This is a genomic window from Mycobacterium sp. 050272 (genome assembly GCF_039023525.1).
GTDB lineage: Bacteria > Actinomycetota > Actinomycetes > Mycobacteriales > Mycobacteriaceae > Mycobacterium.
The window spans coordinates 61,243-74,452 of record NZ_JBCHKV010000008.1; the positions used below are offsets into that span (position 1 = coordinate 61,243).

At 66.5% G+C, this 13,210-nt stretch carries 11 protein-coding genes; 7 read left to right on the forward strand and 4 right to left on the reverse strand.

Translation table 11 applies throughout. From position 1 onward, the window contains the following. Nucleotides 1-246: 246 nt before the first annotated feature. From tkt to AAHS21_RS17040, 6 genes are all read left to right on the forward strand, one after another. Nucleotides 247-2,337, forward strand: coding sequence for a transketolase (gene tkt, locus AAHS21_RS17015; RefSeq protein WP_342928774.1), 2,091 nt, complete (start codon nucleotides 247-249; stop codon nucleotides 2,335-2,337). 15 nt (nucleotides 2,338-2,352) lie between these two features. Next, complete coding sequence (gene tal / locus AAHS21_RS17020) at nucleotides 2,353-3,471, forward strand: transaldolase (protein WP_342928775.1); 1,119 nt, start codon at nucleotides 2,353-2,355, stop codon at nucleotides 3,469-3,471. Next, a complete protein-coding gene (gene zwf / locus AAHS21_RS17025; RefSeq protein ID WP_342928776.1) occupies nucleotides 3,468-5,009 on the forward strand; it encodes a glucose-6-phosphate dehydrogenase in 1,542 nt (513 codons plus the stop codon). Before tal ends, zwf begins: the two co-directional genes overlap by 4 nt. Continuing rightward, on the forward strand, nucleotides 5,006-5,917 hold the full coding sequence (gene opcA / locus AAHS21_RS17030) for a glucose-6-phosphate dehydrogenase assembly protein OpcA (RefSeq protein ID WP_342928955.1): 912 nt from the start codon (nucleotides 5,006-5,008) through the stop codon (nucleotides 5,915-5,917). The genes zwf and opcA overlap by 4 nt, the downstream gene beginning before the upstream one ends. Next, nucleotides 5,914-6,663 (forward strand): 6-phosphogluconolactonase, encoded by a 750-nt coding sequence (gene pgl / locus AAHS21_RS17035; RefSeq protein WP_342928777.1) that lies wholly within the window; start codon nucleotides 5,914-5,916, stop codon nucleotides 6,661-6,663. The genes opcA and pgl overlap by 4 nt, the downstream gene beginning before the upstream one ends. 175 nt (nucleotides 6,664-6,838) lie before the next feature. Beyond that, a complete protein-coding gene (locus AAHS21_RS17040; protein WP_342928956.1) occupies nucleotides 6,839-7,237 on the forward strand; it encodes an ATPase in 399 nt (132 codons plus the stop codon). A gap of 105 nt (nucleotides 7,238-7,342) precedes the next feature. On the opposite strand, the gene AAHS21_RS17045 is transcribed toward AAHS21_RS17040, so the two are convergent. From AAHS21_RS17045 to AAHS21_RS17060, 4 genes are all read right to left on the reverse strand, one after another. Next, nucleotides 7,343-8,167, reverse strand: coding sequence for a DUF1206 domain-containing protein (locus AAHS21_RS17045; protein WP_342928778.1), 825 nt, complete (start codon nucleotides 8,165-8,167; stop codon nucleotides 7,343-7,345). Nucleotides 8,168-8,194: 27 nt separating this feature from the next. Then, on the reverse strand, nucleotides 8,195-11,014 hold the full coding sequence (gene ppc / locus AAHS21_RS17050) for a phosphoenolpyruvate carboxylase (RefSeq protein WP_342928779.1): 2,820 nt from the start codon (nucleotides 11,012-11,014) through the stop codon (nucleotides 8,195-8,197). Between the two features lie 52 nt (nucleotides 11,015-11,066). Further along, nucleotides 11,067-11,300 carry a preprotein translocase subunit SecG gene (gene secG / locus AAHS21_RS17055; RefSeq protein WP_036468630.1) on the reverse strand — a complete coding sequence of 78 codons (234 nt, stop codon included), beginning with the start codon at nucleotides 11,298-11,300 and terminating at the stop codon, nucleotides 11,067-11,069. Between the two features lie 93 nt (nucleotides 11,301-11,393). Then, nucleotides 11,394-12,005 carry a TetR/AcrR family transcriptional regulator gene (locus tag AAHS21_RS17060; RefSeq protein ID WP_342928780.1) on the reverse strand — a complete coding sequence of 204 codons (612 nt, stop codon included), beginning with the start codon at nucleotides 12,003-12,005 and terminating at the stop codon, nucleotides 11,394-11,396. A gap of 73 nt (nucleotides 12,006-12,078) precedes the next feature. On the opposite strand from AAHS21_RS17060, the gene AAHS21_RS17065 reads away from it, so the two are divergent. Further along, on the forward strand, nucleotides 12,079-13,188 hold the full coding sequence (locus tag AAHS21_RS17065) for an FAD-dependent monooxygenase (RefSeq protein ID WP_342928781.1): 1,110 nt from the start codon (nucleotides 12,079-12,081) through the stop codon (nucleotides 13,186-13,188). Nucleotides 13,189-13,210: the final 22 nt, after the last annotated feature.

Genomic DNA, 13,210 nt, shown 5'->3' on the forward strand with positions numbered 1-13,210 from the left:
GCAGCGGGGCGCAGGATCTACTACGCACGATGGTAGACCGCGCTGTCACCGCGGCCAGCCTCGAGGGTCTATTCACACAGAATTTCCCGCCGACGGCACTGATCGCAAGTTCGGCGACGCCTGCGCGTCATGTCCACGACGGCACCGGGGATTACCCACAAACCCGCACTGCAAACGCTGCCACTCCCGCACTAGGGTGAAGACTGATCCGCGCTCTGTTTACGGCCACCCCAAGGACTGACGCCTGTGACCACTCTTGAAGAGATCTCCACGCTGACCCGACCGCAGCACCCAGACGACTGGGCCGAGATCGACTCGGCCGCCGTCGACACCGTGCGAGTGCTGGCCGCCGACGCGGTCCAGAAGGTCGGCAATGGCCACCCCGGGACCGCGATGAGCCTGGCCCCGCTGGCCTACACGCTGTTCCAGCGCGCCATGACCCACGATCCCAGCGATCCGCATTGGTTGGGGCGGGACAGATTCATCCTGTCGGCAGGGCACAGCAGCCTGACGTTGTACCTGCAGCTCTACCTCGGCGGGTTCGGCCTCGAACTGTCCGACATCGAGTCGCTGCGCACCTGGGGCTCGAAGACCCCGGGCCACCCGGAGTTTCGGCACACCAAGGGCGTTGAGATCACCACCGGTCCGCTCGGGCAGGGTCTGGCGTCCTCGGTCGGCATGGCGATGGCGGCGCGCTACGAGCGCGGTCTGTTCGACCCGGACGCCGCGCCCGGCGAAAGCCCGTTCGACCACTACATCTACGTGATCGCCTCCGACGGCGACATCGAGGAGGGCGTCACCTCCGAGGCGTCCTCGCTGGCGGCGGTGCAGCAGCTCGGCAATCTGATCGTGTTCTACGACCGCAATCAGATCTCGATCGAGGACGACACCGACATCGCGTTGTGCGAGGACACCGCGGCGCGCTACCGCGCCTACGGCTGGCACGTGCAGGAAGTCGAGGGTGGGGAGAACGTCGTCGGTATCGAGGAGGCCATCGCCAACGCCAAGGCCGTCATCGACAAGCCGTCGTTCATCTCGCTGCGCACCATCATCGGCTACCCGGCACCGAACCTGATGAACACCGGCAAGGCGCACGGCGCGGCGCTGGGCGACGAAGAGATCGCGGAGGTCAAGAAGATTCTCGGGTTCGACCCCGACAAGACCTTCGAGGTGCGCGACGACGTCATCGCCCACACCCGCAAGCTGGTGGACCGCGGCAAAGAGGCGCACGAGAAGTGGCAAGCGGAGTTCGACGCCTGGGCGCAGCGGGAACCCGAGCGCAAGGCGCTGCTGGACCGGTTGACGGCGGAGGAACTGCCCGACGGCTGGGACGCCGACATCCCGTACTGGGAGCCCGGATCCAAGGCGCTGGCCACCCGCGCGGCGTCGGGCAAGGTGCTCTCCGCGCTGGGACCGAAGCTCCCCGAGCTGTGGGGCGGTTCGGCCGACCTGGCGGGCAGCAACAACACCACCATGGATGGCGTGAAATCCTTTGGCCCACCGTCGATCACGACGAAGGACTACACGGCCGACTGGTACGGCCGCACCCTGCACTTCGGTATTCGCGAACACGCGATGGGGTCGATCCTGTCCGGCATCGTGCTGCACGGCCCGACCCGTGCCTACGGCGGTACCTTCCTGCAGTTCTCGGACTACATGCGCCCCGCGGTGCGGCTGGCGTCGCTGATGGACATCGACACCATCTACGTGTGGACGCACGACTCCATCGGTCTGGGCGAGGACGGTCCGACCCACCAACCCATCGAGCACCTGGCAGCGCTGCGGGCCATCCCGAAGCTGTCGGTGGTGCGTCCGGCCGATGCCAACGAAACGGCCTACGCGTGGCGCACGATCCTGGCACGCGGCAACGGAAGCGGACCGGTCGGCCTGATCCTGACCCGTCAGGGTGTGCCGGTCCTCGAGGGCACCAACATCGAGGGCGTCGCCCGCGGTGGCTATGTGCTGAGCAACGAGGGCGACGAAGAACCCGACGTCGTTCTGATCGCCACCGGCTCCGAGGTCCAGCTTGCGGTCGACGCCGCAAAGCTGTTGGCGGACAAGGACATCCTCGCTCGGGTGGTGTCGATGCCCTGTGTCGAATGGTTCGAGTCCCAGCCGGCCGAGTACCGCGACAGCGTGCTGCCGCCGTCGGTCTCGGCGCGGGTGGCCGTCGAGGCAGGCATCGCGCAGCCGTGGCACAAGCTCGTCGGCGACACCGGGAAGATCGTTTCGATCGAGCACTACGGCGAATCCGCCGACGCCAAGACATTGTTCCGTGAGTTCGGCTTCACCGCGGAGGCCGTCGCTGCCGCCGCGGAAGAAGTAGTCGACAACTGAGAAAGGCTGATTCAGATGACCCAGAACCCCAACCTCGCGGCGCTGGCCGCCGCGGGCGTGTCCGTATGGCTTGACGACCTGTCGCGTCAGCGGCTGCAGTCGGGCAACCTGCAGGAGCTGATCGACACCAAGAGTGTCGTCGGCGTGACCACCAACCCGTCCATCTTCCAGAAGGCGTTTGCCGACGGCGACACCTACGACTCCCAGATCGCCGAGCTGGCCGAGCGGGGCGCGGACGTGGACGCCACCATCCGCACCATCACCACTGACGACGTGCGCACCGCGTGCGATGTGCTGCGGCCACAGTGGGAGGCGTCCGACGGCGTGGACGGGCGAGTGTCCATCGAGGTGGACCCGCGACTGGCCGCCGAAACCGACAAGACCACCGCGCAGGCCATCGAGCTGTGGAAGATCGTCGACCGGCCGAACCTGCTGATCAAGATCCCGGCCACCAAGGCGGGCATCCCGGCCATCACTGCCGTTCTCGCCGAAGGGATTTCGGTCAACGTCACGCTGATCTTCTCCGTCGAGCGGCACCGCCAGGTGATGGACGCCTACCTGGCCGGCCTGGAGAAGGCCCGCGAGGCCGGACACGACCTGTCCAAGATCCACTCGGTGGCTTCGTTCTTCGTCTCCCGGGTGGACACCGAGATCGACAAGCGCCTGGAAGCGATCGGCACACCGGACGCACTGGGTTTGCGCGGCCAGGCCGCTGTCGCCAACGCCCGGCTGGCCTACGCGGCCTACCAGGAGGTGTTCGACGACGGCGAACGCTTCGCGGCGTTGAAGGCCGACGGTGCCCGCGTGCAGCGGCCGCTGTGGGCGTCGACCGGTGTCAAGAATCCCGACTACTCCGACACGCTTTACGTCACCGAGCTGGTCGCGCCCTTCACGGTGAACACCATGCCGGAGAAGACGATTGACGCCGTCGCCGACCACGGCGTGGTCAGCGGCAACACCATCACGGGCACCGCCGACGCGGCTCAGGGCGTGTTCGACAAGCTCTCCGAGGTCGGCATCGACGTGACCGACGTGTTTGTGGTCTTGGAGAACGAAGGCGTGGAGAAGTTCGTCGAATCGTGGACCGAGTTGCTCGACGAGACACAGAAGCAGCTGAGCACCACTACCAAATGACGCCGAGCGCGGACAACGCGCAATGGCAAAACCCATTGCGGGACAAAGACGATAAGCGGCTGCCCAGGATCGCCGAGCCATGCGCCATGGTGCTGTTCGGCGTCACCGGCGACCTGGCCCACAAAAAGGTGGTGCCCGCGGTCTACGACCTGGCCAACCGCGGGCTGCTGCCACCGAGCTTCTCGCTGGTCGGCTTCGGCCGCCGGGACTGGGATCATGACGCCTTCGCCCAGGTCATCCACGACGACGTCAAGCAGTACTGCCGCACCCCCTTTCGGCAGGCCATTTGGGAACGGTTGGCCGAGGGACTGCGGTTCGTGTCGGGCGCCTTCGACGACGACGAGGCGTTCGCGCGGCTCGCGGAGACACTCGACAAGCTCGACGTCGAGCGCGGGATCGGCGGCAATCACGCGTTCTACCTGGCGATTCCGCCGAAGTCCTTCCCGGTGGTGTGCGAACAGCTGCACTCCTCCGGGCTGGCCCGCCCACAAGAGGACCGCTGGAGCCGGGTCGTCATCGAGAAGCCGTTCGGCCACGACCTGAAGAGTGCCTGCGATCTCAACCACGTGGTGAACTCGGTGTTTCCCGAGGAGTCGGTGTTCCGCATCGACCACTATCTCGGCAAGGAGACGGTCCAGAACATCTTGGCGCTGCGCTTCGCCAATCAACTCTGGGACCCGATCTGGAACGCGCACTACGTCGACCACGTGCAGATCACGATGGCCGAGGACATCGGGCTGGGCGGACGCGCCGGTTACTACGACGGTATCGGCGCGGCCCGCGACGTCATCCAGAACCACCTGATGCAGCTGTTGGCGCTCACCGCGATGGAAGAGCCGGTGAGCTTCAATGCGCAGGCGTTGCAGGCCGAGAAGATCAAGGTCCTCTCCGCCACCCAACTCGCGCAGCCGATCGACGAGACCACCAGCCGCGGCCAATATGCGGCCGGCTGGCAGGGCGGCCAGCAGGTGGTGGGACTGCTCGACGAGGACGGCTTCTCCAAGGACTCCACCACCGAAACCTTCGCGGCCATCACGCTCGAGGTGGACACCCGCCGCTGGGCCGGGGTGCCGTTCTACCTGCGCACGGGAAAACGATTGGGCCGCAGGGTGACCGAGATCGCCCTGGTCTTCAAACGCGCCCCGCATCTGCCGTTCGACGCCACCATGACCGACGAGCTCGGCGCCAACGCGCTGGTCATCCGGGTGCAGCCCGACGAGGGCATCACGCTGCGGTTCGGTTCCAAGGTCCCGGGCTCGATGGAAGTCCGCGACGTCAACATGGACTTCTCCTACGGCTCGGCGTTCGCCGAAGACTCCCCCGAGGCCTATGAGCGGCTGATTTTGGACGTGCTGCTGGGTGAGCCGTCGCTGTTCCCGGTGAACGAGGAGGTCGAATTGGCTTGGCAGATACTCGATCCCGTCCTCGACTATTGGGCGTCGAACGGAAAACCCGACCCATACGAGTCGGGCACCTGGGGGCCGGTCTCGGCGGATGAGATGTTGCGCCGCACCGGCCGCGAATGGCGGCGGCCGTGATCGTCGATCTGCTGGACACCACCACCACCGCGGTCAACAAGAAGCTCGACGCGCTGCGCGAAGAGGCCGGCGTGGTCATGATGGGCCGGGTCGGGACGCTGATCATCAAGTCGGACAACGACACTCTGCTCGAAGAGGCCATCGTGGCCGCCAACGCCGCCAGCCACGAACACCCCAGCCGGGTCCTGGTCGTGGCGGCCGGCGACACCGACGGCCATGATGCGCGCCTGGATGCTCAGGTTCGAGTCGGCGGCGACGCCGGCGCCGGCGAGGTGGTGGTGCTGCGGCTGTCCGGCCCGTTGTCCGGTCACGCGGCCAGCGTCGTAATCCCTTTCCTGCTTCCCGATATCCCGGTCGTGGTGTGGTGGCCCGATATCGCCCCCGCGGTTCCCGCCCAAGACCCGTTGGGCAAGTTGGCGATTCGCCGCATCACCGATGCGACCAACACCGACGACCCGCTGTCGGCGATCAAGAGCCGGTTACCCGGATACACCGCCGGCGACACCGATCTGGCCTGGGCGCGGATCACCTACTGGCGGGCGTTGCTCACCTCCGCGGTCGACCAGAAACCGCACGAGAAGATCGAATCCGCGCTGGTTTCCGGTCTGCGCACCGAACCCTCGCTCGACGTCCTGGCGGGCTGGCTGGCCAGCCGGATCGACGGGCCGGTACGCCGCGAGGTCGGCGAGCTCAAAGTCGAGCTGGTGCGCAAGAGCGAAACCATCACCTTGAGCAGGCCGCAGGAGGGAACGACGGCGACCCTGAGCCGGACCGGCCGACCGGATGCGCTCGTTCCGTTGGCGCGCAGGGAAACCCGTGAATGTCTCGCCGAAGATATGCGTCGCTTGGACCCCGACGAGGTCTACTTCAGCGCGCTCGAAGGAATCGATAAGGTGCAATACGCGTGAGCACAACCGTTGAAGTTTTCCCGGACGGCGACCAATTGGTCGAGGCGGCGGGCCGCCGGCTCGTCGAGACCATCCATGCCGCCGTCGCGGCGCGCGGACGCGCCCTGATCGTGCTGACCGGCGGCGGTAACGGCATCGGGCTGCTGAAATATCTGCGCGCTCAGGCCGACCAGATCGACTGGTCGAAGGTGCACCTCTTCTGGGGCGACGAACGCTATGTCCCTTTAGCCGACGGCGAGCGCAACGAGAAGCAGGCCCGCGAGGCCCTGCTTGATCACATCGACATCCCGGCGAGCAACGTGCACCCGATGGCCGCCAGCGACGGGGAATTCGGCAGCGATCTCGCCGCCGCGGCGCTCGCCTATGAACAACTACTGGCCGCCAACGCCGAGCCCGGCGAGCAGGTACCGAATTTCGACGTCCATCTGCTGGGCATGGGACCCGAGGGCCACATCAACTCGCTGTTCCCCGACACCGCAGCGGTGCGTGAGACCAGCCGCATGGTGGTGTCGGTCGACGACTCCCCCAAGCCCCCGCCGCAACGAATCACCTTAACGATCCCGGCGATCCGGCGTTCCCGTGAGGTGTGGCTGATGGTCTCGGGAGCAGCCAAGGGCGATGCGGCCGCCGCCGCCATCGGTGGCGCCAAGCCGGTGGATATTCCGGCCGCGGGTGCCATCGGGCTCGAGACGACGCTCTGGCTGCTCGACGAGGACGCCGCCGCCAAGCTGCCCGCCCGGTCCTAGGACCCCGCCCGCTTCGCCTTCGCGTCGGCATAGCCGGCCGCGTACTCCTCCAGCCGCCGCGTCACCTCACAGCCGCAGCCTCGGGTCAGGCCGGCACGCCGGTCACCGTCACAATGTTGTTTTTGCACAACCAATTCGATGTTCAGAGGTTTTCCCCGGTTCCGTCCCGGTCATAATTAGCGACATGGCAGACAGATCGGTGCGCAACGGGCCTGAGCGAAACCGGATCAAGACGCTCACTCAGGCTGCTCTGAACGCCGACAAGACGGTCGAGCAGGTCGAGGACGTCCTCGACAGTCTCGGCAGAACCATGAATGAGCTGAGCAGTTCCCTGACCCGGTTGAACGGCACGGTCGAGCGCCTGGACGGCGGCTTGGACCACCTCGAAGGAACGATGGAAAGCCTGGACGAGCTCGCCAAACGCCTGATCTCGCTGGTGGAGCCAGTGGAGGCGATCGTCCGACGCATCGACTACATCGTGAGCGTCGGCGAGACGGTGATGTCGCCGCTGGCGGTGACCGAGCATGCGCTACGCGGTGTGGTGGACCGGCTGCGCAACCGGCCGACGCGGTAGGCCGTGACCGGCGCCGAGCCGGCGCCCGCACCGCCCTACGCCGCTGGCACCGGTCTGCCGTGGGACGTTCCGGCCACCGATACTTCGCGGCGCGCTAGCCGACCGCTACATCTTGGTCCGCCGGGCCATCGCGAAGCTGTAGAAACCGTAGGTGATGATGCCAAGGCCGGCGGCGACCAGCAGAATCCGTCCGTACGGTTGAGCACCCAGCGTCTTGAGGGCCGCGTCCAGCCCAGCGGCCTTCTCCGGCTGCGATAACAATGCGGCGACGATGACCAGCACGCCCGCGCCGGCGATCACCACCCCTTTGGCGACGTAGCCGACGATGCCCAGACGCCGGACCACGTTGCCGGACTTGCCTTCCAGATCGTCGACGAAGTTGCGGCTGGCGCCCTTGTAGACGTGGTAGCCACCCACCGCGATGACGATCACGCCGCAGACCACCAGGGCAATCGTGCCGACCGTGCTCTGCATCAGCCGCGCGCTGATCGTCGAATTCTGCTGACCGGCAGACTTGCCGGCGCCGCGCGCGAAACCGAGCGCCGAATACGCCAGCGCGACATAGACGACCGCGAGCGAGAATGCTTTAGCCCGATCCAGTGCGCTCGACGACGCGCCGTCCCGCTGGTCGCTGGATCGGCCGAGGGCGGTCTCGACGAGCCGCCACAGACCTAGCACCAGCAGAGCGGCGGCCGCGAACCACAGCGCGACGGGCCCGCCCGGCTTGCTTGCCAGGGTGGCCAGCGCGCCCGTTTGATCGGCGGTACCGGCCTCGCCGAATGCGATTCGGATGGCGAGGTATCCGACGACCAGGTGCAGCAGTCCGCTCACCACGAACCCGCCACGTGCCAGCCGCTCGAAGAGCTCGTTCTGGGCGAAGCGGGCCGGGGTCATCGCCGACGTGTGATCGGATGGCATCGATGCGGACATGGGACCTCCTCCCCTGCCCTATGCCCGCTAGCCGCTGTTCCGTAACGCGCTGGCCAACCCGTTCATCGTCAGCAGGATTCCGCGCTGCACCAATTCGTCGTCGTCGCCCGAGCGGTACCGCCGAAGCAGCTCCACCTGCAGGTGGTTCAGCGGCTCTAGATACGGGAAGCGGTTGAACACCGAACGAGCCAGCGCCGCGTTGTCGGCCAGCAGGTCGTCCTGCCCGGTGATCAGCTTGTGCATCGCGATCGTCCGCTGATGTTCGTCGGCGATCTTGCCGAACACCCTGCGCCGCAACGACTCATCGGCCACCAATTCCGCGTATCGCGCCGCCAGCCCCAGGTCGCTCTTGGCCAGCACCTGCGCCATGTTGGACAACACGCTGCGGAAGAACGGCCACCGCTGATACAGATCGTGCAGGACTTCGACTCGCTCGCCTTCGGGTCCCGCGGCGATCCACTTTGCGAATGCCGATCCGGTGCCATACCAGCCGGGCAGCATCACCCGCGACTGGCTCCATGCCAGCACCCACGGAATGGCACGAAGGTCCGCGATCGACTCGGTCGGCTTGCGCGAGGTCGGACGGCTGCCGATGTTCAGCGACCCGATCTCACTGACCGGCGTGGACGCCTTGAAGTACTCGACGAAACCCGGTGTCTCGTGGACTAATTCGGAGTACGCCTCGCGGGCCAGCGTCGCGATCTCGTCGAGCACCGCGTAGGCCGGCTCGGCCTCGTCGCCCAGGCCCTCCACATCCAGCAGCGTCGACTCCAGCGTGGCCGCCACCAGGCTCTCCAGATTCCGTTGCGCCAACAGCGGTTCGGCGTACTTGGCCGCGATCACCTCGCCCTGTTCGGTCAGCCGTAGTGAACCGTTCACCGCCCCGGGCGGCTGGGCCAGGATGGCCTGATAACTGGGGCCACCGCCGCGGCCGACGGTGCCGCCGCGGCCATGAAAGAGCCGCAACCGAATTCCGGTCTTGCGGGCCACCTCTGCCAACGCCAGCTCGGCCCGATACACCGCCCAGTTCGCGGTCAGATAACCGCCGTCCTTGTTCGAGTCGGAGTAGCCGAGCATCACCTCTTGGCTGTCCCCGCGGGCGGCCACCAACGACCGGTAGATCGGCAGCTCCAGCATCGCCTGCAGTATCGCCGCACCGTTGTGCAGATCATCGATCGTCTCGAACAGCGGCGAAATGCCTACCGGGCAATAGGGTTGCGGCCCGGAAACATCGAGTAGTCCCGTTTCCTTCAGCAGCAGCGCGGCCTCCAGCACGTCCGAGACGGACTGACACATCGAGATGACGTAGTTGGGCACCGCCGCCGGACCGTACCGCTTGACGGCGAAGGCGGCGGCCTCGACCACGCTCAATTCCTGGTGGGCCAGCTCGGACAACTCCGCACGGTCGCTGAGCAGCGGGCGCCGGGTGGTCAGTTCATCCGCCAACAGCTCGACTCGCTCGTCTTCGGGCAGCGAACGGTAGTCCGGGTGCACCCCGGCCCAGGCCAGCAGCTCGGCGACCACTTCCTCGTGCACGTCCGAGTTTTGCCGCATGTCCAGACCGCACAGGTGAAACCCGAAGACGTGCACGCCTTCTCGCAATAGGCCCAGCCGATCTTCGGCCAGCAGGGCGCAGCCGTGAGTGCGCAGCGAATCGTCGATGGTGTCGAGGTCGACCCTCAGTTCGTCCGGCGTGGCGTACGGTTCCAGGCCCAGGTCGAGCAGTTGCTGCGGTTCGTCATCCAGGATCTGGGTGGCCGTCGCACTGAGCCGGCCACGAATCACCCGCACGGCCCGCCGATACGGCTCGTCGGCCCTGGCCTGCTCCGGGCAGCTCTGCTCCAGAGTCGTCAATTCCGTTGTGACACTGATCAATCGCGCCGACATCGAGAGCTCCTGCTCGAGTTCGGTGAGCTCAGCCAGGTAATGCGCCAGCGCGGTGAACGCGGCGCTGGCGGTGGCCCGGCGCACCACCGCGGCAGTGACGTTCGGGTTCCCGTCGCGGTCACCGCCGATCCACGAGCCGGGCTGCAGGATGGGCGCCGATAGCAGCTCAGCCCCGGGCCAGCGGGCGCGCAGCGCGTCGCGAACCCCGGAATTGACCTGCGGGATCACCTCGAACAGTGCGGCCTGGTAATACCGCAGGCCGACGTCGATTTCGTCGGTGATCTGCAGCCGGGACAGCCGGATCAGCGCGGTCTGCCAGAGTGTGAGCACCTGGCGGCGCAGCTCACGCTCGATGCTGCGGCCATCGCCGGTTTCCCGGTGCCCCTCGGCGTGCAGTCGCATCAGCTCGGTGATCCGGTGCTGGGCAACGAAGACGGTGCGCCGGCGAGTCTCGGTGGGGTGGGCGGTGATGACCGGAGAAACGAGCGCACCCTGGAGCGCCTCGGCCACGGTGGCCGAATCCAGTTCCGCGGAATCCAGTTTCGCGTAGGTGGCGGCCAGGCTGCTGTCTTGCGGCGGTTCGCCGGCGTCGACGTGGATATGACGCCGGCGCTCCCGGTGGATGTCTTCGGCGACGTTGGCCAGCAACGCGAAGTGGCTGAACGCCCGGATGATCGGGATCGCCAAGTGGATGTCGATGCCGTCGAACATGTGGGAGATCTCGGCCCGGTCGATCTCGGAGCGGCGCACCCGGAAGGATTCCACCCGGGCGCGTTCCACCAACTCGAATACCTCGTCGCCGTTCTGCTCGCGCACGGTGTCGCCGAGGATGGTGCCGAGCATCCTGATGTCGGCGCGCATCGGCTCGGTTGCCTCGCGGCCGACGCGGGTCCGCTGCACGGCACCGATCGGCTCCAGCGCGGCCTCGGGAACAACCTCGGCGACGGGCTCAGAAACCATGCGATCCAGTATCGGTGCCCACGGCGTTACCCGCTTGCCGAGTAACGTCGGGTCAGCGGTACTTGATCTGCAGTGCCATGCCGATGATGCACACCAGCCAGATTCCCACTACGAACACCGTCAGCCGGTCCAGGTTCTTCTCCACCACTGTGGATCCGGACAGGCTGGACTGCACACCACCGCCGAACAGCGTGGACAGGCCACCACCCTTGGCGCGGTGCAGTAGCACCAGCAGCACCACCAGGATGCTGGTGACCACCAGGGTGATCTGTAAGGCCAAAACCATGACGGACAGCTTACCGGGTTGCAGGAACCCGCCTCGCGAGGCCGACCGATGACCCGGACGGGAAGGTCTTGACGACGTCGCGGCCCGCCACACCTAGGTGTCGTCGTCGGCGCCCAGCCGGACGAGGGGCAAGAACACCGCGTCCACAATCTCCTCAATGGCTTCGTCCGTCAGGGGTGCCAACGTGACCAATATGTCGTGGCGAAGCAGGTCGGTGGGTAGCTGTGCAACTCGGCCATGGATCTGGCCGGGCCGGATTTCCCCGCGAGCGATGGCGCGCGCGATGAGTTTGTTCATGGTGGCGCCGCTCTCACGCTCCAGCAGGTTGCGCAGTTCGGCGAGGTTGGTACCGGTATCGCGGTAGAAACCGCCGAGCCGGGTCATCACGGTGATGGCCAGATGGCCGCGTTGGCTGTTGGCCTGCCGCAGCAGATTGATCACGTCGCCCCGCAGACTGCCGGTGTCCGGCACCGTAAGTGGATCCTTCTTGGTCGCGGCAATCAACGCGGCGTACACCAGTTCCGGCTTTCCCGGCCAGCGTCGGTACAGCACCGCGCGACTGGTGCGGGCCCGAGCGGCGACGCCATCGATGGTGAAGTCGTCATAGCCGCGTTCATCCAGTTCGTCCCAGGCCGCGTTCAGCAGCGCGTTTTCGAGCGCGGCACCGCGCCGACGCTGCGGAGCGGCGTGAGAGGTAAGAGGCATTGCGTTCCCTAAGGCTGATCGCTACCGTTTATTGGATACGCAATGGATCCTATCGCCGGGACAAGGCCTTCTGATGCGCATTCTCATCTCCGGTGCCGGTGTCGCGGGCCTGAGCACCGCGATCAACCTCGGTGTCGACGGCCATGACGTCGCCATCGTCGAGCGCACGGACCATTTGGGGGGCAGCGCGCCGCCGATCGACATTCGTGGGGACTCGATCGACGTAGCCGACAAGATGGGCCTGCTCGGGCAGATCCACCAGCGCAGCATCGACATGACCGAGCGGGTGCAATTCGTCGACCGCGACGGCACGGTGGTAGCGGAACTGCCGGCGAACGAGATCAACGACAGTCCCGATGACGTCGAGATCGCCCGCGACGACCTCATCGACCTCCTGCGCGATCGGCTGGGGCCCTCGACGCAATTGCGGCTCCGCGAATCCATCGCCGCACTCGACGGCGGTGAATCCGGCGTCGACGTACGGTTCTCCTCGGGAGCAACCGACCGCTACGACCTCGTCGTCGGGGCGGACGGAATGCACTCGGCCGTGCGGCGGCTCACGTTCGGGCCGCAGCGGCAGTTCCTGCACCACCTCGGCTTCTACACCGGGATGGCGACGCTGCCCGGCCATCCCCCGAGTGATCGGGTAAACCCGATGTACAACTTCCCGGGACACATCGTCGGGATCATGTCCTATAACGCAAAAGCGTCGGCGTTCTTCATGTTCCGCTCATCATGGATCGACTACGACTACCACGACCTCGCGGCAGGCAAGCGCATCCTGGCCGACGCGTTCGCCGGCCACGACGAGTGGCGAGTTCCTGAATTGGTCGACGCCGCCGTCGAAGACCCGCAGCTCTACTTCGACTCCGAGAGCCAGATCAAGATGCCGGATTGGCACAACGGTCGCGTCGTTCTCGTGGGAGATGCCGCGCACTGCGCCTCGACCCTCTCCGGACGCGGGACCAGCCTGGCCTTGACCGGCGCCTGGTTCCTCGCACGGGCGTTGCGCGAGCACCCCGGCGACCTCGGCCGGGCGTGGGACCAATACGAACGCGATCAGCGGCCGCACGTGATCCGCTGCCAGGCGACGGCTGCGCCCGGTGGCGACCTGCTGGCCCCCGCCACTCAGGACGAGATCGACGCGCGCAACCGGGCTTTGAGCGGCGAGGCGCACAGATAAGAGGCATTGCGTTTCCTAATGC

Excerpts from the sequence above, each read along its gene's own strand:
- tal (WP_342928775.1), top strand. The coding sequence starts at position 2,353 with ATGACCCAGAACCCCAACCTCGCGGCGCTGGCCGCCGCGGGCGTGTCC.
- zwf (WP_342928776.1), top strand. The coding sequence starts at position 3,468 with ATGACGCCGAGCGCGGACAACGCGCAATGGCAAAACCCATTGCGGGAC.
- AAHS21_RS17045 (WP_342928778.1), bottom strand. The coding sequence starts at position 8,167 with ATGTCCGCATCGATGCCATCCGATCACACGTCGGCGATGACCCCGGCC.
- ppc (WP_342928779.1), bottom strand. The coding sequence starts at position 11,014 with ATGGTTTCTGAGCCCGTCGCCGAGGTTGTTCCCGAGGCCGCGCTGGAG.
- secG (WP_036468630.1), bottom strand. The coding sequence starts at position 11,300 with ATGGTTTTGGCCTTACAGATCACCCTGGTGGTCACCAGCATCCTGGTG.
- AAHS21_RS17060 (WP_342928780.1), bottom strand. The coding sequence starts at position 12,005 with ATGCCTCTTACCTCTCACGCCGCTCCGCAGCGTCGGCGCGGTGCCGCG.
- AAHS21_RS17065 (WP_342928781.1), top strand. The coding sequence starts at position 12,079 with ATGCGCATTCTCATCTCCGGTGCCGGTGTCGCGGGCCTGAGCACCGCG.